This window comes from Amycolatopsis sp. NPDC114503 (assembly GCF_055633655.1).
In genome coordinates, this window is the sequence record NZ_JBVKDT010000001.1 from 545106 (window position 1) to 569100 (window position 23995).

The 23995-nt window shown below is 68.8% G+C and carries 23 protein-coding genes; 9 read left to right on the forward strand and 14 right to left on the reverse strand.

The window, feature by feature from the left end; all coding sequences use genetic code 11:
- Nucleotides 1-14 precede the first annotated feature (14 nt).
- The 6 genes from gyrB to dnaA form a co-directional block, all read right to left on the reverse strand.
- Nucleotides 15-1982, reverse strand: a complete 1968-nt coding sequence (gyrB, locus tag ACZ7OI_RS02735) for a DNA topoisomerase (ATP-hydrolyzing) subunit B (protein ID WP_470262496.1) — start codon at nucleotides 1980-1982, stop codon at nucleotides 15-17.
- Between the two features lie 197 nt (nucleotides 1983-2179).
- Nucleotides 2180-2815, reverse strand: coding sequence for a DciA family protein (locus tag ACZ7OI_RS02740; protein ID WP_470263426.1), 636 nt, complete (start codon nucleotides 2813-2815; stop codon nucleotides 2180-2182).
- 109 nt (nucleotides 2816-2924) lie between these two features.
- Nucleotides 2925-4079 (reverse strand): DNA replication/repair protein RecF, encoded by a 1155-nt coding sequence (gene recF, locus ACZ7OI_RS02745; RefSeq protein WP_470262497.1) that lies wholly within the window; start codon nucleotides 4077-4079, stop codon nucleotides 2925-2927.
- 18 nt (nucleotides 4080-4097) lie between these two features.
- Nucleotides 4098-4988, reverse strand: coding sequence for a phosphogluconate dehydrogenase (NAD(+)-dependent, decarboxylating) (gnd, locus tag ACZ7OI_RS02750; protein ID WP_470262498.1), 891 nt, complete (start codon nucleotides 4986-4988; stop codon nucleotides 4098-4100).
- Between the two features lie 49 nt (nucleotides 4989-5037).
- Nucleotides 5038-6171 carry a DNA polymerase III subunit beta gene (dnaN, locus tag ACZ7OI_RS02755; RefSeq protein ID WP_470228658.1) on the reverse strand — a complete coding sequence of 378 codons (1134 nt, stop codon included), beginning with the start codon at nucleotides 6169-6171 and terminating at the stop codon, nucleotides 5038-5040.
- Between the two features lie 911 nt (nucleotides 6172-7082).
- Nucleotides 7083-8771: a chromosomal replication initiator protein DnaA gene (dnaA, locus tag ACZ7OI_RS02760; protein WP_470262499.1), complete on the reverse strand. Its 1689-nt coding sequence runs from the start codon at nucleotides 8769-8771 to the stop codon at nucleotides 7083-7085.
- Nucleotides 8772-9370: 599 nt separating this feature from the next.
- On the opposite strand from dnaA, the gene rpmH reads away from it, so the two are divergent.
- From rpmH to ACZ7OI_RS02785, 5 genes are read left to right on the forward strand one after another with little or no spacing between them, the layout of a single operon-like run.
- Nucleotides 9371-9514 (forward strand): 50S ribosomal protein L34, encoded by a 144-nt coding sequence (gene rpmH, locus ACZ7OI_RS02765; protein WP_116205226.1) that lies wholly within the window; start codon nucleotides 9371-9373, stop codon nucleotides 9512-9514.
- A gap of 22 nt (nucleotides 9515-9536) precedes the next feature.
- Complete coding sequence (gene rnpA / locus ACZ7OI_RS02770; RefSeq protein WP_470262500.1) at nucleotides 9537-9968, forward strand: ribonuclease P protein component; 432 nt, start codon at nucleotides 9537-9539, stop codon at nucleotides 9966-9968.
- A gap of 6 nt (nucleotides 9969-9974) precedes the next feature.
- Complete coding sequence (yidD, locus tag ACZ7OI_RS02775) at nucleotides 9975-10301, forward strand: membrane protein insertion efficiency factor YidD (protein WP_116205228.1); 327 nt, start codon at nucleotides 9975-9977, stop codon at nucleotides 10299-10301.
- Between the two features lie 4 nt (nucleotides 10302-10305).
- Complete coding sequence (gene yidC, locus ACZ7OI_RS02780; RefSeq protein ID WP_470262501.1) at nucleotides 10306-11466, forward strand: membrane protein insertase YidC; 1161 nt, start codon at nucleotides 10306-10308, stop codon at nucleotides 11464-11466.
- A 27-nt stretch (nucleotides 11467-11493) separates the two neighbouring features.
- Nucleotides 11494-12033 carry a Jag family protein gene (locus ACZ7OI_RS02785; RefSeq protein ID WP_067578310.1) on the forward strand — a complete coding sequence of 180 codons (540 nt, stop codon included), beginning with the start codon at nucleotides 11494-11496 and terminating at the stop codon, nucleotides 12031-12033.
- A gap of 236 nt (nucleotides 12034-12269) precedes the next feature.
- Here ACZ7OI_RS02785 and ACZ7OI_RS02790 read toward each other — a convergent pair whose 3' ends face one another.
- Nucleotides 12270-12551, reverse strand: a complete 282-nt coding sequence (locus tag ACZ7OI_RS02790; protein WP_470262502.1) for a hypothetical protein — start codon at nucleotides 12549-12551, stop codon at nucleotides 12270-12272.
- A 276-nt stretch (nucleotides 12552-12827) separates the two neighbouring features.
- Here ACZ7OI_RS02790 and rsmG point away from each other — a divergent pair, with 276 nt between their 5' ends.
- The 3 genes from rsmG (at nucleotide 12828) to ACZ7OI_RS02805 (ending at nucleotide 15524) form a co-directional block, all read left to right on the forward strand.
- A complete protein-coding gene (gene rsmG / locus ACZ7OI_RS02795; protein WP_344282431.1) occupies nucleotides 12828-13508 on the forward strand; it encodes a 16S rRNA (guanine(527)-N(7))-methyltransferase RsmG in 681 nt (226 codons plus the stop codon).
- 85 nt (nucleotides 13509-13593) lie between these two features.
- Nucleotides 13594-14517, forward strand: coding sequence for a ParA family protein (locus ACZ7OI_RS02800; RefSeq protein ID WP_470263427.1), 924 nt, complete (start codon nucleotides 13594-13596; stop codon nucleotides 14515-14517).
- Entirely contained in the window at nucleotides 14514-15524 is a 1011-nt protein-coding gene (locus ACZ7OI_RS02805; protein WP_470262503.1) for a ParB/RepB/Spo0J family partition protein, read from the forward strand. Before ACZ7OI_RS02800 ends, ACZ7OI_RS02805 begins: the two co-directional genes overlap by 4 nt.
- Nucleotides 15525-15655: 131 nt before the next feature.
- Here ACZ7OI_RS02805 and ACZ7OI_RS02810 read toward each other — a convergent pair whose 3' ends face one another.
- Together ACZ7OI_RS02810 and ACZ7OI_RS02815 are read right to left on the reverse strand one after the other, a co-directional pair.
- Nucleotides 15656-16606, reverse strand: coding sequence for a D-alanine--D-alanine ligase family protein (locus tag ACZ7OI_RS02810; RefSeq protein ID WP_470262504.1), 951 nt, complete (start codon nucleotides 16604-16606; stop codon nucleotides 15656-15658).
- Between the two features lie 30 nt (nucleotides 16607-16636).
- The gene (locus ACZ7OI_RS02815) at nucleotides 16637-17956 is read right to left on the reverse strand and encodes an aminotransferase-like domain-containing protein (protein WP_344282443.1); all 1320 of its coding nucleotides are present in this window, start codon (nucleotides 17954-17956) and stop codon (nucleotides 16637-16639) included.
- Nucleotides 17957-18138: 182 nt separating this feature from the next.
- On the opposite strand from ACZ7OI_RS02815, the gene ACZ7OI_RS02820 reads away from it, so the two are divergent.
- Nucleotides 18139-18783: a GNAT family N-acetyltransferase gene (locus ACZ7OI_RS02820; RefSeq protein ID WP_470262505.1), complete on the forward strand. Its 645-nt coding sequence runs from the start codon at nucleotides 18139-18141 to the stop codon at nucleotides 18781-18783.
- A gap of 888 nt (nucleotides 18784-19671) precedes the next feature.
- Here the strand turns inward: ACZ7OI_RS02820 and ACZ7OI_RS02825 are convergent.
- From ACZ7OI_RS02825 to sigM, 5 genes are all read right to left on the reverse strand, one after another.
- A complete protein-coding gene (locus tag ACZ7OI_RS02825) occupies nucleotides 19672-20820 on the reverse strand; it encodes an N-acetylmuramoyl-L-alanine amidase (protein ID WP_344282451.1) in 1149 nt (382 codons plus the stop codon).
- 270 nt (nucleotides 20821-21090) lie between these two features.
- Nucleotides 21091-21414 carry a thioredoxin gene (gene trxA / locus ACZ7OI_RS02830; RefSeq protein ID WP_009085330.1) on the reverse strand — a complete coding sequence of 108 codons (324 nt, stop codon included), beginning with the start codon at nucleotides 21412-21414 and terminating at the stop codon, nucleotides 21091-21093.
- A 28-nt stretch (nucleotides 21415-21442) separates the two neighbouring features.
- Nucleotides 21443-22435 carry a thioredoxin-disulfide reductase gene (trxB, locus tag ACZ7OI_RS02835; RefSeq protein ID WP_470262506.1) on the reverse strand — a complete coding sequence of 331 codons (993 nt, stop codon included), beginning with the start codon at nucleotides 22433-22435 and terminating at the stop codon, nucleotides 21443-21445.
- A gap of 94 nt (nucleotides 22436-22529) precedes the next feature.
- On the reverse strand, nucleotides 22530-23327 hold the full coding sequence (locus ACZ7OI_RS02840; RefSeq protein ID WP_470262507.1) for a hypothetical protein: 798 nt from the start codon (nucleotides 23325-23327) through the stop codon (nucleotides 22530-22532).
- Nucleotides 23324-23989, reverse strand: a complete 666-nt coding sequence (gene sigM / locus ACZ7OI_RS02845; protein ID WP_344282464.1) for an RNA polymerase sigma factor SigM — start codon at nucleotides 23987-23989, stop codon at nucleotides 23324-23326. The genes ACZ7OI_RS02840 and sigM overlap by 4 nt, the downstream gene beginning before the upstream one ends.
- Nucleotides 23990-23995: the final 6 nt, after the last annotated feature.

Here is a 23995-nt window from a genome sequence, read left to right on the forward strand (position 1 = left end):
TTAGGAGAGGACGCCTACACGTCCAGGAAGCGCACGTCCTTGGCGTTGCGCGTGATGAACGAGCGGCGGGCTTCCACGTCCTCGCCCATCAGCACGGAGAACAGCTCGTCCGCCTGTGCCGCGTCGTCGAGCGTGACCTGCCCGAGCAGCCGGTTCGCCGGGTCCATCGTGGTCTCCCACAGCTCCTCGGCGTTCATCTCGCCGAGACCCTTGTACCGCTGGATCGCGTCGTCCTTGGGAAGACGACGGCCCGCCTCGACTCCGGCCTGGATGACGACGTCCTTTTCCTTCTCCGAGTACGCGTACTCGGGCTCCGACCGCGGCCACTTGATCTTGTACAGCGGCGGCCGCGACAGGAACACGTGGCCGTGCTCGATCAGCGGCGTCATGAAGCGGAACAGCAGGGTGAGCAGCAGCGTGGTGATGTGCTGGCCGTCGACGTCGGCGTCGGCCATCAGCACGATCTTGTGATAGCGCAGCTTCGCGAGGTCGAAATCGTCGTGGATGCCGGTGCCGAGCGCGGTGATCAGCGACTGGACCTCGGTGTTCTTGAGGACGCGGTCGATGCGGGCCTTCTCGACGTTGATGATCTTGCCCCGGATCGGCAGGATCGCCTGGTACATCGAGTCGCGGCCTTCCTTGGCCGAACCGCCGGCCGAGTCGCCCTCCACGATGTAGAGCTCGCACTCGCCGGGGTCGTTGGAACGGCAGTCCTTGAGCTTGCCCGGAAGACCGCCGATCTCCAGCGCGCCCTTGCGCCGCACCAGGTCGCGCGCCTTGCGGGCGGCGAGCCGGGCCTGCGCCGACGAGATCGACTTGTTGATGATCGTCTTGGCTTCGCTCGGGTTGCGCTCGAACCAGTCGCCGAGCCATTCGTTCGACTGCTGCTGCACGAACGTCTTGGCCTCGCTGTTGCCCAGCTTGGTCTTCGTCTGGCCCTCGAACTGCGGTTCGGACAGCTTGATCGACACGATCGCGGCGAGACCCTCGCGCACGTCGTCGCCGGTCAGGTTCGCGTCCTTCTCCTTGAGCAGCTTCTTCTCGCGCGCGTACGCGTTGACCACGCGGGTGAGCGCGGCGCGGAAGCCCTCTTCGTGCGTGCCGCCCTCGTGCGTGTTGATCGTGTTGGCGAAGGTGTACACCGACGGCGTGAACCCGGTGTTCCACTGCATCGCGACCTCGACCTCGAGGCCGGCGCCCTTGGCGTCGAAGGAGATGACGCTCTCGTGGATCGGGTCCTTGCTGCCGTTGATGTGCTTGACGAAGTCCTCGAGCCCGCCCGGGTAGCAGTAGACCTTTTCCTTGATCCTCGCCGGCTTGCCCGCGGCGTCCTCTTCGGTCTCCTCGTCGGCGACGCGCTCGTCGCGCAGCGACAGGGTGAGGCCCTTGTTGAGGAACGCCATCTCCTGCAGGCGGCGCGAGATGGTCTCGAAGTTGTAGGTGGTGGTCTCGAAGATGTCGCCGTCGGCCCAGAACGTGATGGTGGTGCCGGTGTCGGTGGCCGGGCCGAGGTCCTCGAGCGGACCGGGGACCTGGTTCGTGTACTCCTGGCGCCAGCTGCGGCCGCCGACCTTGATCTCCGCGAGCAGCTTCGTGGACAGCGCGTTCACCACGGAGACGCCGACGCCGTGCAGACCGCCGGACACCGCGTAGGAGTCGCTGTCGAACTTGCCGCCCGCGTGCAGGATGGTGAGCACGACCTCGAGCGTCGGCTTCTTCTCCTTGGGGTGCATGTCGACCGGGATGCCGCGGCCGTCGTCGACTACCCGCACCCCGCCGTCCTCGAGGAGAGTAACCTCGACTTTGGTGGCGTACCCCGCCATCGCCTCGTCCACGGAGTTGTCCACCACCTCCTGGACCAGGTGGTGGAGACCGCGCTCACCGGTGGAACCGATGTACATGCCGGGGCGCTTGCGAACTGCTTCGAGGCCTTCGAGCACGGTGATGGACGACGCGTTGTACTCGCTCTTGTTCTCGGTCACCGGCGTTGTTTCTCCTCGTCTCGCCCGAGCGGACGTCCGCTACTACAACAGTGTACTTGGCCGCACGCGCTCACATGCGGCTAGGACACCCCTCAGCCGGTCGCAGAGGGACGAAATCACCCTCAGTTGAGTCATCTCGTATCTGAACCTGCGCGGCCCGGTTCTCGGGGAACTCACCCGCCGAAGCGCAACCCCCGTCAGCCGTACGTGTCACGCGGCCCGCGACCAGGCACGTGCCGGGGCCCTTTCCGCCAGCTCGGAGCGGTCGGACCCTGGATCCGCATCCGCTTGACCACGCCGTTCCCGACGCCCGCGGCGATCTTCGCCAGCAACTTGCCCTGCAGCAACCGCAACTGCGTCGCCCACGCGGTGGAACTCGCTCGGACGGTCAGCTCGCCGTCTTTCAGCGCAACCGGCTGGGCGTGTTCGGCTACGTCCTCGCCCACGAGCCGGGCCCACTGCCCGAAAACGCGCGCGTTGGTGACGGTGCCCTGCCAGCCGCTGTCGGAGACCAGCCTCGACACGAGCCTGCCGAGCGGCTGCGGGTCGCGCGGGTCCGCGCCGGGACCGGACCAGCGCCGGCGCGCCCGGTTCTGTCCGCCGCCCCCGGTGATACGACCGCGCCGGAGGTTCGGCGGGGCGCCGCGCTCGCGGGCTTTCGCCTTCGCCGCTTCGAGCGCGGCGTGCGCGAGGTCCCGGCCGGTCGGAGCATCCCCAGCGGGCGTCTCGTTCGGCCCAGTGGAACTGTCACGCTCAGTCGCGCCACGCGCGGGATTCCGGGGGGTGTCGTCCGCTTTCGAGGTGTCAAGACGGCCATCCGGCCGGTTCGTCACGCGCGGCGATAACGCGGCTCCGGGTTTATCCACACTGTCCACAGGTTTGTCCCCAGATCGGTGGGCAACTCGCGTGACCCCGGTCACCCGGCGTGGTCGTTGTGGCTGTTCAGGCACGGTTCACCTCCCCGTCGGCCACCGTGAACCTCGCACCGGCGAGCTCGGTGGGCACGTCCTCGGCCACCGCCGCGGTGATGAGCACCTGCTCGGCGCCCGCGGAGACCTCGGCCAGCCGGGCCCGGCGCTTGCGGTCGAGTTCGGCAAAGACATCGTCCAGCAACAACACCGGTTCGCCGGCTTCGGCACGCAGAAGCTCGTAACTTCCGAGCCGCAAAGCGAGCGCGAACGACCATGACTCGCCGTGGCTCGCGTACCCCTTCGCCGGGAGTTCGCCGAGGATCAGCTCCAGTTCGTCCCGATGCGGGCCGACGAGACTGATGCCTCGCTCCAGTTCCTGCCGCCGCGTGTCGGCCAACGCCTTCAGCAACAGCTCGCGCAGTACTTCCGCGTCCGCGCGCTCTCCGCCAGGCACTCCGTACGACGGTGGAAGCGCTTCGCCGAGCGAAGACTTGTACGCGATCTTCGCCGGGCGAGAGTCGGGCGCGACGCCCATATAAGCGTCGGCCGTGTACGGCGCGAGGTCCGCGATGAGGTTCAACCGTGCCGCCAGCAGGTGCGCGCCAGCCACCGAGAGATGGTCGTCCCACACATCGAGCGTCGACAGTGCGTACGGGTCTTCGCGACCAGTACGGCGTTTGCCCGCAGTCTTAAGAAGCGCGTTGCGCTGCTTAAGCACCTTCTCGTAGTCCGCGCGCACGCCCGCGTACCGAGGCGCGCGAAGCACGAGCAGTTCGTCCATGAACCGACGGCGTTCGCTCGGATCGCCGCGCACGAGCGAGAGGTCCTCCGGAGAGAACAGCACCGTACGCAGGATGCCGAGCACGTCGCGCGGCTTGCCGACCGCGCCGCGATTCACGCGAGCACGGTTGGCGCGGCCAGGCGTGATCTCGAGTTCGACCGTCAGCTCGCGGTCTTCGTTGACGACCGCGACCCGGACGAGCGCGCGTTCACAGCCATGGCGGACGAGCGGGGCGTCCGTGGCGACCCGGTGCGAACCGAGGGTCGCCACGTAGCCAATCGCTTCGAGCAGGTTCGTCTTCCCCCGGCCGTTCTGGCCGACGAGCACGACCGGCCCCGGTTCGAGGGCGAGGTCGGCCAGCGGCCAGGACCGGAAGTCGGTGACCTGGAGATGTCGCAGATACACGGGCGGGGACCGCGGGAGCTAGCTCCCGGCCTTCTTCACCGCGTGACCGCCGAACTGGTTGCGCAGCGCGGCGACGGCACGCATCGCGGCGGAGTCCTTCTGCCGCGAGGAGAACCGGGCGAACAGCGCGGCCGACAGCACCGGCGCCGGGACCGCGTTGTTGACCGCTTCCTCCAGCGTCCAGCGGCCTTCGCCGGAGTCCTCGACGTAGCCCTCGAGGTCGTCCAGATCCGGGTCCTCGTCCAGCGCGCGCACCAGCAGGTCGAGCAGCCAGGAACGGACCACGGTGCCGCGCTGCCAGCCCTTGATCACGGCGGGCACGTCGTCGACGGTCTTCGCGGCTTCGAGCAGTTCGAAGCCCTCGGCGTAGGCCTGCATGATGCCGTACTCGATGCCGTTGTGGATCATCTTCGCGTAGTGCCCGGCACCGACCGAGCCAGCGTGCGAGAAGCCTTCTTCGCGCGGGCCCTCCGGACGCAGCGCGTCGAAGATCGGCATCGCGCGCTGGACGTCCGACGCCGCGCCGCCGACCATCAGGCCGTAGCCGTTGTCCTTGCCCCACACGCCGCCGGAGACGCCGCAGTCGAGGTAGCCGACGCCGTGCGAGGCGAGCAGATCAGCGTTCAGCTTGTCGTCGGTGAACTTCGAGTTCCCGCCGTCGATCACCAGGTCGCCCTCGGACAGCAACTGCCCGAGCTCGGTGACGGTCTGCCGGGTCGGCTCCCCGGCCGGGACCATGATCCACACGATCCGAGGACCGGACAGCTTGGACACCAGGTCTTCGAGCGAGGTCGAGTCGCTGACGTCCTGGTTGCGGTCGTAGCCGACCACCTCGTGCCCGGCGGCGCGCAGCCGCTCGCGCATGTTGAAGCCCATCTTGCCCAGGCCGACGAGACCCAGCTGAACCATGAGATCCCCTTTGGATTGGATCGGTTTTCCTCGGTTGGACGCGCGCTGCTCAGCCCGGCAGCCGGACCGGCATGAGCAGGTAGAGATATCCGGGGACGACGTTGCCCTCGGCGTCGGCGGGCTTGATCAGCGCCGGCCGGTTGGGCGTGGTGAAGGTCAGCTCGGCCCGGTCGCTGTGCAGCGCGCCGAGCCCGTCGACGAGGTAGCCGGGGTTGAACGCGATGGTGACCGGCTCGCCCTCGTAGTCGACCTGAAGTTCCTCTTCGGCGCTGCCCTCGTCGTCGCCGCCCGCGGACAGCCGCAGGGAGCCGTCGCCGAACTCGAGCCGCACCTGGGTGCCGCGCTCGGCGACCAGCGACACGCGCTTGATCGACTCGGTGAGCGCGCTGACCTCGATGACCGCGCGCGAGGTGTGGTTCGCGGGCAGCAGCTGGCGGTACGGCGGGAACTCGGCGTCGAGCAGCCGGGTCGTCGTGTAGCGGCCGGCGCCGGACAGGCCGAGCAGGCCGTCGCCGGAAGCGAGCGCGAGCTGCACGGTGGTGCCCGCGCCGCCGAGCGTCTTGGCGGCCTCGGCGAGCGTGCGCGCCGGGACGAGCACCGCGGCGTCGGACAGGCCCTCGGCCGGCTTCCAGGTGAACTCGCGCATGGCGAGCCGGAACCGGTCGGTGGCGACGAGGGTGAGCGTTTCGCCGGAGATCTCCAGCCGCATGCCGGTGAGCATGGGGAGGGTGTCGTCCTTGCCGGCCGCGGTGGCGACCTGGGTGACCGCCTGGCCGAAGACGTCGCCGGTGAGTTCGCCCGCGCGGGCGGGCTGGGACGGCAGCTGCGGGTAGTCCTCGACCGGCATGGTCGGGAGGCTGAACCGGGCGCTGCCGCACGTGATGGTGGCGCGGGCGCCGTCGACGGAGATCTCCACCGGCTGCGCGGGCAGCGCCTTGGTGATGTCGGCGAGGAGGCGGCCGGAGACGAGCAGCCGTCCGCCGTCGGCGATGGTCGCGGGAACGCCGACCGTGGCCGAGACCTCGTAGTCGAAGCCGGAGACCGTGAGCGCGTCGGACTCCCCGTCCGCGCCCGCGTCGAGGAGGACGCCGCCAAGCACCGGCACCGGAGGCCGGGAGGGGAGGCTTCTGGCCACCCACGCGACGGCGTCGGCGAGCCCGTCGCGCTCGACGCGGATCTTCATGCGCGCTTCCTTTCGACAGCCGAGCCCCTCGGCTCGTGAAGGGGTCGCCGGGTACCGGGTCGTGAGCACCGCGTGCGACCGGGTCCCCGCCGGTCCGGTCCGCCCCGCGCGGGAACGGACCAGCTGCAGACATCCACGTTAGGCCGTCGCCGGGGGCGCCGTCACCTCGGCCTCCCCTTCGCTTTGTCGACAAGACGACACGAATCTCGGCTTGTCCCCAGTTTCGTCCTCCGCCTGTTTTTGTTCTGTTCTTTCTTAGAAGAGATGAAAAACCAGTAGCAGTAATAGGGGCTGTGGATTGTGTGGACAGGGCTCGTTCGCGCTGGTCGTAGCGTGCGGCGGCCTGTGGGCAGCCCTGGTGGCGGATCGGTGGATGGTTCGGCCGATCCGTGGATGGTTTCGGGCCGTCCCCGATTCATCCACAATCGGGCCCGGTTGTCCCCAGGGTTGTCCCCAGGCTGGGGCCGAGTTGTACCCAGGCTCTGGGGGCAGTCCGAGCGGTCGGGATCGCCCTGGAGAGTGACGAACCACAGCTGTGGATGACCTGTGGGCAACCTGGGGAATCAGCGTGGACAACCCTGGGGACAACCTGTGGATTCGGTGTGGGCGGGATGTGGATCGAATCCGGGTCGTCGCAGCTCCGGGATTCGTTGGCACTGTGGGCAAACTGCCCACACCCTGGGGAAAACCCCTTGTGTATCAATAAGTTTGAGAAATTCTGTGTACACAGGCTGTGGACGTCTGTGGATGCGTACGCGTGCTTCGCTCCTACGCCGCCGCGTACGCACGCTTCAGCTGCGTACGGGCGAGAAGCCAGTCAGGGCACCAAAAAGGGCACCACGGGTGTCCGTGGTGCCCTTGATCGTCGAAACAGGACTGTCTACAAGCGAGTGTCCAAACGCAGCAGTCGGCTACTGACGCGCGCGCTGCTTGATCCGCGACGTCAGCTCTTGCACCTGGTCGTAAATCCGCCTGCGCTCGGCCATCTCCTTGCGGATCTTCTTGTCCGCGTGCATGACGGTCGTGTGGTCGCGGCCGCCGAACGTCTGCCCGATCTTCGGCAGCGACATCTCGGTCAGCTCGCGGCAGAGGTACATCGCGATCTGGCGGGCCGTGGCGAGCGCCTTCGTCTTGCCGGGGCCGCACAGCTCGTCGAGCGTCACGTCGAAGAACTCGGCGGTGACGCCCATGATGGTCGGCGCGGTGATCTCCGGCGTGTGCGAATCCGGGATCAGGTCGCGCAGCACGATCTCGGCGAGCCCGGCTTCCACCGGCTGCTGGTTCAGCGACGCGAACGCGGTGACGCGGATCAGCGCGCCCTCCAGCTCGCGGATGTTCGCCTCGACCCGCGACGCGATGAACTCCAGCACGTCGCCGGGCACCGCGAGCCGGTCCTGCGCCGCTTTCTTGCGGAGGATCGCGATCCGGGTCTCCAGCTCAGGCGGCTGGATGTCGGTGATCAGGCCCCATTCGAACCGCGTCCGCAGCCGGTCCTCCAGGGTTTCCAGCCGTTTGGGCGGCCGGTCGGAGCTGACCACGATCTGCTTGTTCTGGTTGTGCAGCGTGTTGAAGGTGTGGAAGAACTCCTCCTGGGTGCCTTCCTTGCCCTCCAGGAACTGGATGTCGTCCACCAGCAGGATGTCGACGTCGCGGTAGCGCCGCTGGAAGGCGACCTTGCGGTCATCGCGCAGCGAGTTGATGAAGTCGTTCGTGAACTCTTCGGTGGAGACGTACCGCACGCGCATGCCCGGGAACAGCCGCTGCGCGTAATGCCCGACCGCATGCAGCAGGTGCGTCTTGCCGAGTCCGGACTCGCCCCAGATGAACAGGGGGTTGTACGCCCGTGCTGGCGCCTCGGCCACGGCGACCGCGGCGGCGTGCGCGAAGCGGTTGGACGCGCCGATGACGAAGGTGTCGAAGTTGTACTTCTCGTTCAGCTTCGTCTTCGACGTCTGCGGCTGCGCGGGCGCGGTGTAGGGCTGGCCCGCGATCGGCTGCCCGGCGAACCGGGGCCAGATCTCGTTGGCGGTCGCCAGCGCTTCGCCCTCTTCGTCGACTTCTTCGTCCGGGTCCTCGATGTCGTCCAGGCCGGGGTGGGCCGGGTGCATCGGCTGCTGCTGAGGTGGCGGCGGCGGGTCGACCCGCGCCGGCGGAAGACCGGCAGCTTCGACCTGCGGCCGCCGCGGCGGCGGTTTCGGCTTCGGGCGCTCCGGGCGCACATGGTCGGCCTGGCCGTTTTCCGTGTGCGGGCTCGCGGTCGGCATCGGCTCCGGCTGTGGGACATCGTTTTCCACCCGGGCGGGTGACGCCGCATAACGGGGAACCGGCGCCACCGGTTCGGTGCTGTCGACCTTCACCGCGAGCGACACCGGACGGCCGAGCCGACGGGACAGTGCTTCGGTGATCGAGGTGCGCAGCGCGCGTTCGATGGCTTCCTTCGCGAAATCGCTCGGCGCGGCGAGCAGCGCGGTGCCGTCGAGGAGACCGATCGGGCGGGTCACCCGCATCCAGGCTCGTTGCTGCGGGGAGAGGGTGCCGTCGGACAGCTCCCGCACCACCTGCTCCCAGATGACGCCCAGATTGTGCTGGTGCTCCGACACCGGTCTGACTCCCCTCCCCTCGTCGGCGCGCACGCCTCGGACGCATCCCGAGCACGTCCTGAAAGCTCGCCTCGAGCACGCGGTCCGGACTCACCCGCGCGACGGCACAGCGATATCCACAAAGTTGTCCACAGCTGTGCACTAATGTACGGCCGTCCGCAGCCACGCCACCTGCGGGCTCGGCGTACTCCCCGGGCGCCTCCACACCCCTGCCGCCGGCGAAGCGGCATCAGTCCTGCCCGCAGGCCGGAAGAGGCACGCTAACAAGCCCTGCCCGATGCCACAAGGCGTGGTGCTGCGCAAGCATTTCACGGTGTACGGCGTGTTGCCATTCGGTGCCGCGCCGTGCCGGGAGGCAGTCTCGCGGCACGGTCGCCGAGGGTGGCGGAGGGGCGCCTGCGGCGTTCACGACCGGGGTGCGTACCCTCGTAAGGTCTCCCGTATGCGACGGGTGCGTTTCGCGTGCCTACGTATGTCGTCGCTCGTCGTGACGAGACCACCCGGTGGTAGGAGACAGCACGAACTTCCGTGCGACCCGCACGACACGCCGGGCGCCGGGGAATCCGCCGTCGCCCGACGGCCGAGACACAGGAGAAGCAGTGAGCAAGGGCAAGCGCACCTTCCAGCCGAACAACCGTCGTCGCGCGAAGACCCACGGTTTCCGCCTGCGCATGCGGACCCGTGCGGGTCGCGGCATCCTCGCGGCGCGCCGTCGCAAGGGCCGCGCCGAGCTGTCCGCCTGATCCGGCTCCGCGCAACCGCGTCGTGCTGCCCGCTGGCGCACGTCTGCGGCGGAGCGAGGACTTCCGGGTCGTCCTCCGCCGGGGGTCCCGAGCCGGCAGGCGCCGCCTCGTCGTTCATGCGTTGACCACGGACCCGTCCGTGGCCGCCTCGTTCGCGGCCAGGGCGGGTTTTGTGGTGAGCAAGACCGTCGGCAACTCGGTGGTCCGCCACCGGGTGACCCGGCGGTTGCGCCACCTTGTTTCCGCGCGTCTCGGAACACTGCCCGCGGGCACTTCGTTGGTGGTACGGGCATTGCCTCCGGCGGCGTCCGCGTCGAGCGCTGAGCTCGGCTCCGATCTCGACGCCGCGCTGCGCCGGCTCGGCCTCGCGCCGTCCGGCCGTCCGGCCGGGGCCGATGCTCCCCGGCAGCCGCGTCAGCAGGGCGCGGCACCTGACCACGGATCAGCGGTGTAAACGCCCATGGACGCCACCTCCGAGCACAGCACCACCGAAGCACCCGAGGAAGGCAAGCCGCCCCGACCGGGACCCGTCGCGTGGGTGCTGCTCCTTCCCGTGCGGTTCTACCGCAAGGCGATCTCGCCCTTTCTTCCCCCGGCCTGCCGGTTCTACCCGAGCTGCAGCGCGTACGCAGTCGAAGCACTGACCCGCCACGGCGCGGCCAAGGGCTCCTACCTCGCGCTGCGCCGGCTGCTTCGCTGCGGCCCGTGGACCCCGCCTGGCCGCGACCCGGTGCCCGAGAAGTTCTCGTGGCGACACCGCACGCCTGAAACACCGATCGAGGAGTAGCTCAGTGCTCGATTTCATCTACTACCCCGTGTCCTTCATCTTGTGGTGTTGGCACAAGGTCTTCGGGTTCGTGTTCGGGGAAGCGACCGCGATCTCGTGGATCCTCGGCATCATCTTCCTGACGTTCACCGTCCGCGGCATCATGTTCAAGCCGTTCGTGAACCAGGTCCGGTCGATGAAGAAGATGCAAGACTTCGCGCCGGAAATGAAGAAGATCCAGAAGAAGTACGCGAACGACCGGCAGCGCCAGGCGCAGGAGATGCAGAAGCTCCAGCGCGAGCACGGCGTCAACCCGCTCGGCAGCTGCCTTCCGATGATCCTCCAGATTCCGGTCTTCATCGGCCTGAACCACGTGCTCCGCGCGTTCACCATGCCGCCCGCCGGCGGCGGCGCGAAGACCGAGAACTACTTCTTCAACGCGCACGATGTGAACTCCTACGTCAGCGCGAAGCTCTTCGGCGTCAACATGGGCGAGGCGGTCAACAACGGCGTCGGCGCCGTCGCCGGCCACGTCGCGAACGGCGGGTGGCACTGGGAGGTCCTCCCGGTCGCGCTGCCGCTGATGATCATCGCCTCGATCGCCACGCACCTCACCGCGCGGCATTCGGTCTCCCGACAGAACGCCTCGGCCGCGGGCACGCCGCAGACCGCGATCATGAACAAGCTCACCATGTACATCTTCCCGCTCGGTGTGCTCGTGTTCGGTGCGTTCTTCCCGCTCGGCCTTCTCTTCTACTGGCTGGCGAACAACGGCTGGACGCTCATGCAGCAGCGCCTCGTCTACACGAAGATCGACAAGGAAGAGGCGGCCCGCAAGGCGGAGGCAGCCGAGAAGCGCGCTTCGCTCGGCCCGAAGCCGGGCCAGAAGCCGACCGCGCCGAAGGTCGGGCAGAAGCCGGTGCAGCAGAAGAAGAACCAGCAGCAGGGTCAGCAGGGCAAGGTGACCAAGGCGGGTTCGGCGCACGGCTTCGCGCAGACGTCTTCCGGTGGCAAGTCCGGCAACGCGAAGTCCGACGGCGCCGCGTCGTCCGAGACGAAGGCGACCGAACCGGCGGAGAGCGCGCCGGAGCAGACGTCGAACCAGAACGGATCGAAGGAGAACGGCACCGGGGTGCCCGGACTCCTCAAGGACTCGAACAGGAAGTCGGGCCGCAAGCGTCGCTGACGCTTCGGTTCGGAGAGGAGACTAAAGATGTCGGAGACGGTCGACACGATCGACGCCGATCAGGAAGAGACGAGCGCACCGGCCGAGCCGAAGGCAGGCGGTGACGACGCTCTCGTGCAAGAGGGCGACATCGCCGGCGACTACCTCGAGCGTCTGCTGGATCTGCTCGACTACGACGGCGACATCGACTTGGACGTCGAAGCCGGCCGCGCGATCGTCAGCATCGACGGCGGCGACGACCTCGAGAAGCTGGTCGGCCCCCGCGGCACGGTGCTCGAAGCGCTGCAGGAGCTGACCCGCCTCGCGGTCCAGCAGGAGACCGGCTCGCGCAGCCGGCTGATGCTGGACATCGCCGGCTGGCGCGCGGACCGCCGGGAGGAGCTCCGCGAACTCGGCCGGTCCACCGCCGAGTCGGTGCTGTCGAGCGGCGAGCGGGTGCGCCTGCAGCCGATGAGCCCGTTCGAACGCAAGGTCGTCCACGACGCGGTCGCGACGGTCAAGGGCGTCACGAGCGAGAGCGAGGGCGAAGACCCGAAGCGGCGCGTGGTGATCTTCCCCGAGGACTGAGCCCTCGGACGCGGAGCACTGAGCCGAAGCGGCCCACCGGAGTGAATCCGGTGGGCCGCTTCTTTTATGCCCGCCGGTTGGCCCGGTGCAGCAGGTGCGTCACCCCGGCTTCCCTGGCGACCGCAATCGGTCCCGCTCCGAAGCGCACCGGCGCGACTTCCCCGAACAGAGTCTTCCCCCGCTGCCAGGACGACCGGGCACCAGTTCGATGCCGACCTCGTCGAGCAGATCGGCCTTCAGGCACGGCCGCGCCATGTGTCCCCCGCTGGTTGTTTGGCTCTCGCCACCGCCGCCTCGATTCGACCCGTGGCGAAGACGAAGCTCTCGTCGTCCTCCGGTCGGTCGCCGGGACAGCGCTGGGTCAGGACGACCGTGGTGGCGTTCATCGGATGGCGTCCACCCCACGCGTTGGTCAGGTCGTAGAGATGGCGGCCGACAACCAGTGCGTCAGCGTTCCCCCACTCCGACTTGAGCGACTCGGCGCTCGCCGCTGAGGTCCGGTGATGACCTTGCCCCATTGGTGAGTTCTCCCTCGGTGTGGTGTCCTCGCTGATGCATCGGACGACGGACGCCCGGTTCGACGCCGGAGCGAATTACAAGCGTGGCGTTTCACGTGAAACTCGCCGCCTGCTTCACCCGTGCGCCGCGTTTCACGTGAAACGACCTGTGGATCGCTCGGCGACTCGAGTGGAGTTGTCCACAGTTGCGGTCTGTCGGCTCGATTTGGCGTCGGCATCAGGGACAATCAACCGAGCGCGTTTCACGTGAAACGCGCGGAGCGAGGAGTGGGAGTAGTGAGCTTGGACGGCGCCACCGGGACGGTCCGGACCGCGGCGGTGGAGGTGTTCGGGGAGCGCGTCGAGCAAGCCGCCGGGTACGTGGAGCTGCTGGCGACTCATGGAGTCGAGCGAGGGTTGATCGGGCCGCGTGAGGTGGAGCGGCTGTGGGAGCGGCACGTGCTGAACTCTGCGGTGATCGGCGAGCAGATCCCGTCCGGGTCGCGCGTGGTCGACGTCGGGTCGGGTGCCGGGCTTCCGGGAGTACCGCTGGCGATCGCTCGACCGGACCTCGATATCGTGCTCTTGGAACCCATGGCTCGCCGGGTTGACTGGTTGGCCGAGGTCGCCGAGAAGCTGGAACTCCCGATCACCATCGTCCGTGGACGCGCCGAGGAGCGGTCCGTACGCGAGCAGCTGAGTGGCGCAGATGTCGTCACCGCCCGCGCGGTCGCCCCTCTTGCTCGGCTCGCGGGCTGGTGCCTTCCCCTGGTTCGTCCCGAAGGTCGACTGGTCGCCCTCAAAGGCGCCAGCGCCGCTGAAGAGATCTCCCGTGACCGCGACGCGGTGCGCAAGGCCGGTGGTGCCGAACCACAGGTCGCTGAATGCGGGAAGGCAGTACTCGAAGTCCCCAGCACGGTGGTCCTGATCCGTCGCCTGCCGCCGAAGCCGAACCGGCCACGCGGCAGACGGAGCTAGCGCACGACAGCGCCGCGCCGTTCCACGTGAAACATCGCGGTGTGAACGTCCCCGAATCGTCTACCAGGAGGAGGTGTCGAGACCGGTGAATCCCCCGCCGTCCGACTCCGCGGAGGCCAGCCAGGAGATGGGCTGGACGCCGATCGCTGAAGAAGCCGTTCGCGCCGCGAGCGTGCTTCACCCCAAGGAAGGGGTACTCCCCCGACCGGCTCGCCGCCGCGTGCTGACCGTCGCCAACCAGAAGGGCGGGGTCGGCAAGACGACCAGCACCGTCAACCTGGCCGCGGCGCTCGCCGTGCACGGGCTGAAAACGTTGGTGATCGACCTCGACCCGCAGGGCAACGCCAGCACCGCGCTCGACATCGACCACCGCTCCGGGACGCCCTCGATCTACGAGGTGCTCATCGGCGAGGTCTCGATCGCTGAGGCCGCGCAGCAGAGCGAGCAGTCCCCCAACCTCTTCTGCGTGCCCGCGACGATCGACCTCGCAGGTGCCGAGATCGAACTCGTCTCCATGGCGAACCGCGAGACGCGGCTCAAGGAGGCGCTGTCGGCCGAGGTGCTCGACCAGATCGGCGTCGACTACGTCTTCATCGACTGCCCGCCGTCGCTCGGTCTGCTCACCGTCAACGCGATGGTGGCGGCGCAGGAAGTGCTCATCCCGATCCAGTGCGAGTACTACGCACTCGAAGGTCTCGGGCAGCTCCTCAGCAACATCGAACTCGTACAGCAGCACCTGAACCGCGAACTCAGCGTGTCCACGATTCTGCTCACCATGTACGACGGTCGCACCAAACTGGCCGACCAGGTGACCAACGAGGTCCGCAACCACTTCGGCGACACGGTGCTGAAGACCGTCATCCCGCGCAGCGTGAAGGTGTCCGAGGCACCCGGCTACGGCCAGACCGTCCTCTCCTACGACCCCGGTTCACGTGGTGCCATGAGCTATCTCGACGCGGCGAAGGAGATCGCCGAGCGGGGTGTGAACGAGAGGAGCAGCACCACATGACTGAGCGCAGAGGAGGGCTCGGCCGCGGACTGGCGGCCCTGATCCCGACCGGGCCGGCGACGCCTCCTCCGGCCGCGACCGAGGCCACCACGGCCGCGGAGAAAGCGGTGCGCGAGGACAAGGGCTGGTTCGCCGCGAACGGCGCGGCGGGCCAGCCGAGCGGCGAGGTCGCCGGCGCGGTGTACCGCGAGATCCCGGTCAGCTCGGTCAAGCCGAACCCGAAGCAGCCTCGCCAGGTTTTCGACGAGGAAGCGCTCGCCGAACTCGAGCATTCGATCCGCGAGTTCGGGCTCATGCAGCCGATCGTCGTCCGCGAACTCGGGGACGACGAGTACGAACTCGTCATGGGCGAGCGCCGGCTGCGGGCCTCGCAGCAGGCGGAGCTCGAGGCGATCCCCGCGATCGTGCGGCAGACCGCCGACGAGTCGATGCTGCGGGACGCGTTGCTGGAGAACATCCACCGCGTGCAGCTGAACCCGCTCGAGGAGGCGGCCGCTTATCAGCAGCTGCTCGACGAGTTCGCGGTGACGCACGAGGAGCTGGCGAGCCGCATCGGCCGCAGCCGTCCGGTCATCACGAACACCATCCGGCTGCTCAAACTCCCCCTCGCCGTCCAGCGGCGGGTGGCGGCAGGCGTCCTGTCCGCCGGGCACGCGCGAGCTCTGCTGTCTCTGGAGGATCCGGAAAGCCAGGAGGAACTGGCGGCGCGGATCGTCGCGGAGGGCATGTCGGTGCGCGCCACCGAGGAAGCCGTCACGCTGAAGAAGAGCGAGAAGCCGGCCAAGCCGAAGGCCTCTCCCCGCAAGCCGATTCAGGCACCCGGATTGCAGGAACTCGCGAACCGGCTGTCCGATCGGTTCGACACCCGGGTGAAGGTCGACCTCGGCCGGCGCAAGGGGCGCATCGTTCTCGAGTTCGGCTCGGTGGACGACCTCGAGCGGATCGTCGGGATCATCGACGCGAATTCCGGGGAAAAATCGGCGAATCAGACCGACGAAACCGATTAGGGATCACCCAGGGGCGTTTCGTCACGGTGATGATTGCGGATCGGGGCGGCCATGGTCACCCGGAGTGGCCGCCGCAATCGACCGGCGCGGGGAGGGGCGGCAGTCCGCCGCCCGCCCCCGTCCGCCAGGTTTCAGTTCGCGCGGGCGACGGCGCGCGCGACGAGGTCCGCGAAAACTGAACCGAGTGTGGTGCCGGCGGCTTCGACGGCCATCGGCACCGTCGAGGTTTCGGTGAGACCCGGCGAGAGGTTCACTTCGAGGAAGTGGACTCCCCTGTCCGGCGTGATCACCGCGTCGGTGCGCGAGATGTCGCGCAGCCCGAGCCACCGGTGCGCGCCGACAGCGAGTTCGCCGACTGCCTTCGCGGCTTCGTCGGAAATCCGGGCCGGGGTGAAGAAGTCGGTAAGACCCGCGGTGTAGCGCGCGGTGTAGTCGTAGACGCCGCTCTCCGGCACGATCTCGACCGCGGGCAGGGCCTCGACCCCGTTCTCCCCTTCGATGACCGTGACGGCCACTTCAACGCCGTCTACGAACCGTTCCGCGAGCACGGTGTCGCCGTAAGCGAAGCAGCCGACCATCGCCGCGGGCAGCTCCGCCGCCTCCCGGACCACCTGCGTGCCGAGCGCCGATCCGCCCTGATCCGGCTTGAGGATCAGCGGCAGGCCGAGCCGCTCCACCATCGCGTCGAGCACCGACTGGGCACCCAGCTCCCGGAAAGTGCTGTGCGGCAACACAACCCAGTCCGGTGTAGAGAACCCGGCCTGCTGCACGAACGCCTTCGCGGTCGGCTTGTCCCAGGCCCGGCGGCAGCCCTGCGAATGGGTGCCGACGAACGGCACGTCAAGCATCTCCAGCACGGTCTGCACCGAGCCGTTCTCGCCCTCGCCGCCGTGCAGCGCGACGACAACCGCGTCCGGACGCTGCGTGCGCAGCCGTTCCAGCAGCCCGGCGTCGGTGTCCCACTCCTCCACCGTGAGGCCCTCGGCCCGCAGCGCGGCGGACAGCCTGCGCCCGGAGCGAAGCGAAACGTCGCGTTCGTGGGAAAGCCCGCCGGCGAGCACGGCAACGGTACGGTCGACCACCGTGGGAACTCCTTAGTGTTGCAGGGCCGGTCAGACCGTGTCCGGAGACGGGGTCTCGGGCCCCGGGATGGTGCGCGCCTTCACGCTACCGAAGGTGCGGCTGAGGTCCATTTCGGACTCGAGCACCGCGGCGAGGCGGCGCACGCCCTCCCGGATGCGCTCCGGCGTCGGGTAGCAGTACGACAACCGCATCTGGCGGGAGCCGAAACCGTCGGCGTAGAAACCGGTGCCGGACGCGTACGCCACCCGGGCGGTGACCGCGCGCGGCAACATTGCTTTGGTGTCAACGCCTTCCGGCACGGTGACCCACACGTAGAAGCCGCCGTCGGGGTTGGTCCAGGAGCAGCCGGGCGGCAGATACTGTTGCAGCGCCGACAACATCGCGTCGCGGCGCTCGCGGTAGTTCTCCCGGAACTTCTTGATCTGGCCCTTCCAGTCGTGCGTCGCGAGGTAGCGCGAGACGATCATCTGGTTGAAGGTCGGCGGGCACAGCGTCGCGGATTCCGCTGCCAGCACGAGCTTTTCGCGCACCGCGTGCGGCGCGAGCACCCAGCCGACGCGCAGCCCGGAGGCGAACGTCTTCGAGAAGGAACCGAGATACACGACGTTGTCCGGGTCGAGCGAGCGCAGCGCCGGGTAGGCCTGGCCGTCGAAACCGAGCAGGCCGTACGGGTTGTCCTCGATGATCAGCACGCCGTGCTCGCGGCAGATCTCGACGATTTCCGGACGCCGTTCGACCGAAAGGGTAACGCCGGCCGGGTTGTGGAAATTCGGGATCGTGTAAAGGAATTTGACCCGCTGCCCGGCCTTTTCGGCCTGGCGCAAGGCTTCCCGCAACCCCTCGGGCACGAGACCGTGCTCGTCCATCGCGACGTGCACGACGTTCGCCTGGTAAGCGGAGAACGACCCGAGCGCGCCGACGTACGACGGGCCTTCGGCGATCACGACGTCGCCGGGGTCGCAGAAGAGCCGGGTCACCATGTCGAGGCCCATCTGGGAACCGACGGTGACCACGACGTCGTCGGGGTGCGCCTTGATCCCCTCGAGAGCCATGATTTCGCAGATTTGGTCACGCAGCGCCGGAACTCCGTGCGCGGACCCGTACTGCAGGGCGACGAGCCCCTCCTCGGCGATGATCTCGCCGACCTGAGCCGAAAGCGTGTCGAGCGGCAGCGCGGCGAGGTTCGGCATGCCGCCGGCCAGCGAGACGACCTCCGGCCGGCTTGCCACTGCGAAAAGCGCGCGGATCTCGGATGCGGTCATCCCGGCGGTACGTGCCGCGTACCGGTCGAGATGCGGGTCGAGATTGTGGCGGCCGGTCTGCGGCTTGGCTGGGCGGTTCTCGGTCATCGGACACCTGAGGGCTCGGTGGGTACCTGCTGGTAGATCCATCGAGTGTAACCGCGGCCTCTTCCGGCTCCCCGCTCTTCCGGCGCTTGTCACATCGGCCTATCCTCGGGGAGGTTCTTCCGGTGCTGCCTGCGCTCTTGCGGGCGCCGAAGCCGGAGTTGAGGGGTCCAGGGAGGTTTCAGGTGTCACGTCGCGTGGTGGGCGTCACCCTGGACAATCTCGAGCACCTGCCCAAAAGCTGCCGGCAGTGCGTGTACTGGGAGCTGGCGCCGCATCTGAAGGCGCAGGCCGAGGAGTACGGCTCCACCGAGGTCGAGAAGGAAGCCTGGGTGTCCAGCGTGCTGCTGGAATGGGGTTCCTGCGGCCGCATCGTCTACAGCGACACGCTGCCGGTCGGGTTCGTGCTGTACGCCCCGCCGAACGCGGTGCCTCGCTCGCTCGCTTTCCCGACGTCGCCGCCCAGCGCCGACGCCGTCCTGCTCACCGCGTTCCAGATCCTGCCGGAATTCCGCGGCGGCGGACTCGGCCGGATGCTGGTGCAGGCCGTGGCGAAAGACTTGACCAAACGCGGCGTCCGCGCGATCGAAGCCTTCGGCGACGCCACCCCCGACGACGAGGATCCGCTCGGCCAGCACTCGTGCGTGCTGCCCGCGGCGTTCCTGCAGAGCGTGGGCTTCAAAACGGTGCGCCCGCACCCGAAGTACCCGCGGCTGCGCCTGGAACTGCGCTCGGCGATCACCTGGAAGGAAGACGTCGAAGCGGCCCTGGAGCGGCTGCTCGGCCAGGTGACGATCACGACCGCGGAACCGAGCCTCGGGCGAGCCTGACTGTTCTTGCTTCTGGTGCCGTTTAGGCGCTGTCCGGATCAGCCAGAATGACCTTGCTGGCACCCACCATGAACAGCCCGCCCGGCTTGCTCGCTGCGATCCGCAACACCCGGCTCCGGTCCGGCTCCGTCGTCACTCTCCGTGCTAATCGAGCGGAGCCCTTGGCTTCCCGCCGGACTTCCACCCCTGCTCGGATAGCCGCGATTGGCCCGCTTCGGCCCCGCCGCGGAGCCGCCTGAACAGCATCGATCGAGGTCAGCCCGCGCCCGGTTCCCCGCCGGTCCGCTTCCGCCCCGGATGTGGTCTGCCTCTGCTCGACGCGCCCCATACCACCTCAGGATCGCCGGGGAAACACCCACTCCCGGTACCTGTGTACAGCTGTGGAAGAACCCCCGAGTTATCCACAGATTGCAGATAGAGGCCGTGGAAAAGCTGTGGATGGATAGAATGGATCTGGGGACGCCCCCCGGTGAGGGCGGGGGTTGCCCCCAGGTGTGGTGGCGGCTGGAGCGGCTGGGCGCAAGTTCTTGTGGCGCCGGTTAAGCGGTGGGGTGGCTCCGGTTGTGGGGTGCTGGGGGTCGCGGTTGGCGGTGTGTGGGGTGGGGGCGCTGGGCGCGGTGGGGGTTCGGAGTGCCGGGCCGCGGGTGAGGCGGTTGGCGGTGACTGTGGGTAGTGGGTGGCTGAGGTGAGGGCGGGTCAGCACGGGTAAACGGGACCGGGGTGGGGCCTGGGCGCGCGGAGGGCTGAGAGGGGCGGTAGCCGGTTGGGGCGTGCTGGAGGTGGCCCCGGCGGCATTCGGCGATGAAAGTCCGGTGAAGGGCGTCTCAGGGGCGGAGACAGGGGGGCAAGACGGATGGCGGGGCTACCAGAAGAGGCCGAAGGAAGGGGCTATTCGGCCTTCGCGAGTTCGTGGGCCAGGACGTCGGCGAAGGTGAAGGTGCCGGTGGGCTGGTCGCCTTCGCCCAGGAGGTAGAGGCGCTTCACCGCGATGAGGATGCCTTCGGCCACGACGTCACGGAAGGCGGGGTCGCCGAGGCGGGCGGCGTCGTCCGGGTTGGTCAGGTAGCCGATTTCCACGCGGACGGCCGGGCAGCGCGTGCGGGTGAAGATTTCCCACGTCTTGTAGTGCGTGCGGCAGTCCAGCAACCCGGTCCGGGCGGCGACCTCGCGCTGGATGAAGCCGGCCAGCAGTTCGCCGACGGTGGACGTCGTGCCGTTGCCGGTGCCGAAGTGGAAGCTCGCGACGCCCTGGGCGCGCGGCGACGGGTTGCTGTCGCTGTGCAGCGACAGGAACAGGTCCGCGCCGGCGTCGTTGGCGAAACGGGCGCGTTCGAAGTCCGTCGGGCTGTGGTTCGGGCCTCGGCTGATCAAGGCTTCCATGCCGGTGGCCTGCATCCGGCCTTCGAGCCGTCGCGCCAGGTCCCAGGCGATGTCTGCTTCGCGCAGGCCGCCGGCGACGACACCGAGGTCCTCGCCGCCGTGGCCCGGGTCGATCACGATGCGCTTGCCGCGCAGGCGTGGGCCTGCCTGGCGCACCTGCTCCTGCTCGCGCAGGAAGACCGGGCGGCCGCCGCGGGCGCGCGGGGACGAGAGGCGGTGCAGTTCGCGGATGGTGGCCGGGCCGCAAATGCCGTCCGACGTCAGCCGCATGTCGCGTTGGAACGTGCGCAGGGCGCGCTCGGTCTGGGGGCCGAAGTAGCCGTCCGGGCGGCCCGCGTCGAAGCCCAGCTCGGTGAGCCGCTCCTGAAGAGTGAAAACGTCGTCGCCGTTCACCGGCGACGACAAAAGGTACTGGAGCGGGCGGCTCCCGAGGTGATAGCTGGCGCCCTTGAGCGCCTGGTACGTCGCCTGGCCCACTACGCCGTCGGTGATGAGCCCGCGGCGCTGCTGAAACGCGCGCACGGCCTGCTCTACCGCGACGTCGAACGTGTTGTACCGCTCGGTCCCCGCCACCGGCGGGAGCAGATCCATCCCGGCAAGGATCGACCTGATCTCGGCGACGTCGGGACCGGCGTCACCGCGGCGGAGTACCCGCATGCACTCCTCGCTCTTCCTCAGGCACCGAAACCGGCTCGATGCGAAACAGAAACCTGGGCAGGGGTGTACCCAGGCACCTATTGTGCCCTGTGAACTCTCGGTGAGTACGCAGGCCCGGTCGGTGCGCCGCCGGACGGGTGCGTCATCCCCAGGCAGACACGCCAGGTGCACCTGCGGACACCCCTCCGCGCGGGTGTCCCCCGAACGTGCGAGAACCCGGGCTGGCGGGTCGGATCGCCGCAGGCCCGGGTTCTCAGCAGGTGGACCGGCTCAGAGCACGTCGGCGAGATCGGACAGCAGCGCGGCCTTCGGCTTCGCGCCCACGATCTGCTTCACCGGCTTGCCGCCCTGGAACAGGATCAGCGTCGGAATCGACATCACCTGGTAGTCACGCGCCGTGTTCGGGTTCTCGTCGATGTCGAGCTTCGCGACGGTGATCTTGTCGCCGTTTTCCTTCGCGATCTCCTCGAGCACCGGGGCGACCATCTTGCACGGACCGCACCAGGTCGCCCAGAAGTCGACGAGAACGGGCTTCTCGCTGGTCAGGACGTCGTCCACGAACGACTTGTCGGTCACCTTCACGGGTTCGGACATCGCTTGCTCCTTCAATTCGGTGGGAAAGTCAGTGCTCGCCGGCGCCGTAGCCGCCGCCGACCAGTTCCGGTGCCTCGTGCGCCTCGGTTTCGCCGTGCTCCGCGAGCCATCGTTCCGCGTCGATCGCCGCGCTGCAGCCGGAGCCGGCCGCGGTGATCGCCTGCCGGTAGGTGCGGTCCACCAAGTCGCCGGCGGCGAACACGCCGGGCACGTTGGTGTAGGACGTGCGGCCCTGGGTGAGCACGTAGCCGTCCTCGTCCACGTCCACCTGGCCGCGCACCAGTTCGCTGCGCGGATCGTGGCCGATCGCGACGAAGAACCCGGTCACGTCGAGCGTCTTCTCCTCGCCGGACTGCGTGTCGCGCACCTTCAGGCCGGACACCGTCCCGTCGCCCTCCACGCCGGTGATCTGCGAGTTCAGCTGCCACTTGATCTTCTCGTTCGCGCGAGCGCGCTCGAGCATGATCTTCGACGCCCGGAACTCGTCGCGGCGGTGCACGATCGTCACGGACTTGGCGAACTTCGTCAGGAAGGTCGCCTCCTCCATCGCCGAGTCGCCGCCGCCGGCCACCGCGATGTCGTGGTCGCGGAAGAAGAAGCCGTCGCAGGTCGCACAGGCGGACACGCCGCGGCCGAGCAGCTCCTGCTCGCCCGGCACCTTCAGGTACCGCGCGGCGGCGCCCATGGCCAGCACGACCGCGCGCGCGGCGTAGCGCTTGCCGTTCGCGACGACGTACTTGATGTCGCCGGTCAGCTCAAGCGACTCGACGTCTTCCGCGCGCAGCTCGGCGCCGAAGCGCTCGGCCTGCTTGCGCATCTCCTCCATCAGGTCCGGACCCTGGATCCCGTCGCGGAAGCCCGGGAAGTTCTCGACCTCGGTGGTCGTCATCAGCGCGCCGCCGAACTGCGTGCCCTCGAACACCAGCGGTTCGAGCTGTGCGCGCGCCGCGTAGACCGCTGCGGTGTAACCGGCAGGACCCGACCCGACGACGATCAGGTTCCTGATTTCCTCGGCAGCCACCCGTCAACCTCCGCTCGTCATGACCTGTGCTCCAGGCTCAACACGATCGTAGGTGGAGGTGTTCCCGGCGGTGACGCCCGCTACGCCCCGCCCGCTACTTCTTGCCGACCACCTTGTCGAACAGCTTGTCCGCGTTGCCCGGCCCGCAGTCCGCGCCGAACGCGACCAGCCGGAACTGGGCGAGCTTGCCGGTGGTGTAAATCGCCACCACGCCCGGCTTGCCCCCGACGGTCACCGGCCGCACGCCTTCCGGCCGCACGTCCGGGTCCATTCCGGCCGCGGCGACGCACGCGTCGAACCGCTTCGAGTCCTGCAGCGGGCCGTAGTTCCGCACACCGAGGCCGCCGCTCAGCAGCGATTCGGCACCGCTGCCGTCGCTGCCGACGGACGGGCCGCCCACCGCGGACGGTGCGGGCGCGGCGACGCCTGAGGTGTCCGAGGTGGTCGCTCCGGGAACCGACAGCGTGATGGCCACCGCGGCGGCCGCGGCGGCGGTCAGGATCCCGGCGCCCCAGCCGAGCTGCCGGTTCCGCCGTTTCCGCGCCGCCGACAGGTCGACCACCGGGGCGACCGGCTGCTCAGCGGGCTCCGGTGCGGCCGCCGGAAACGTGGCCTCCTGCCGGGCCGCCGACTCCGCGGCGAGCGCGGCGTCGAGCCTTGCCGCGAACTCGGCGGGCATCGGCGGGGCCGGTTCCGCGGCGAGCGCGGACAGGTCGGCGGTGGTCGCTTCGAGGGCCTCGAGGATCGCGCTCGCCTCCGGATCCGCGCTCACCCGCGGCCAGAGCTGCGCTGCCTCCTGGTCGTCGAGGACCCCGGCGTGGAGGTCGGCGAGCAGGTCGACAGACCAGGGCGGCCCGATGGTTCCGCCTGCCCCCCGGCTCTCGTCCGTCATCGTCCCTCCCCGTTCCCCGGCGAGCGCTGGGCTCGCCCGGCACTCCGGGACCCCTCCGAAGTGGCGTGCTTGCGTTTGCTTTCGTTAGTTGGGACGTCGCCACCCCCGTCCGGGTTCCGCAGATGCCCGAGAACCTTCGCGAGTTTTCCCCGCCCGCGCGCGCAGCGGCTCTTGACCGTGCCCTCGGCGATGCCGAGCATTTTCGCCGTCTCCGCCACGGAATAGCCCTCGACGTCGACGAGCAGGATCGGCGCGCGCTGGTCCTCGGGCAGCTCGTCGAGCGCCTTGCGGACCAGCAGGCTGGTTTCCTTCTCCGCCATCGAATCGCCGGGCGCGGCCGGTTCGTTGAACTCCCCGGTCTCCGGCAGCGGAACGGTCGGGCGGGCCTGCCTTCGCCGGATCCGGTCGAGGCACGCGTTCACCACGATCCGGTGCAGCCAGGTCGTGACCTGCGACTCCGCGCGGAACTTGCCCGCCGCGCGGAAAGCCGAGATGAACGCCTCCTGCAGCGCGTCCGACGCCTCTTCCGGATCGCGCAGCGTGCGCAGCGCTACCGCCCACATGCGGTCTCGATGCCGCCGGACCAGTTCACTGAACGCATGCGGATCGCCCGCGGCGTGCGCCGCGATCAGATCCGCATCCGTGGGAGCTGCAGCCGTCACCCGGCA

Bases quoted from the DNA above. Each gene is read 5' to 3' on its own strand.
- ACZ7OI_RS02825 (WP_344282451.1), bottom strand. From the start codon at position 20,820: ATGCGGGTACTCCGCCGCGGTGACGCCGGTCCCGACGTCGCCGAGATC.
- ACZ7OI_RS02840 (WP_470262507.1), bottom strand. From the start codon at position 23,327: ATGACGGACGAGAGCCGGGGGGCAGGCGGAACCATCGGGCCGCCCTGG.
- dnaN (WP_470228658.1), bottom strand. From the start codon at position 6,171: ATGAAGATCCGCGTCGAGCGCGACGGGCTCGCCGACGCCGTCGCGTGG.
- ACZ7OI_RS02785 (WP_067578310.1), top strand. From the start codon at position 11,494: ATGTCGGAGACGGTCGACACGATCGACGCCGATCAGGAAGAGACGAGC.
- ACZ7OI_RS02805 (WP_470262503.1), top strand. From the start codon at position 14,514: ATGACTGAGCGCAGAGGAGGGCTCGGCCGCGGACTGGCGGCCCTGATC.
- gnd (WP_470262498.1), bottom strand. From the start codon at position 4,988: ATGGTTCAGCTGGGTCTCGTCGGCCTGGGCAAGATGGGCTTCAACATG.
- yidD (WP_116205228.1), top strand. From the start codon at position 9,975: ATGGACGCCACCTCCGAGCACAGCACCACCGAAGCACCCGAGGAAGGC.
- ACZ7OI_RS02815 (WP_344282443.1), bottom strand. From the start codon at position 17,956: ATGACCGAGAACCGCCCAGCCAAGCCGCAGACCGGCCGCCACAATCTC.
- ACZ7OI_RS02790 (WP_470262502.1), bottom strand. From the start codon at position 12,551: ATGGGGCAAGGTCATCACCGGACCTCAGCGGCGAGCGCCGAGTCGCTC.
- trxA (WP_009085330.1), bottom strand. From the start codon at position 21,414: ATGTCCGAACCCGTGAAGGTGACCGACAAGTCGTTCGTGGACGACGTC.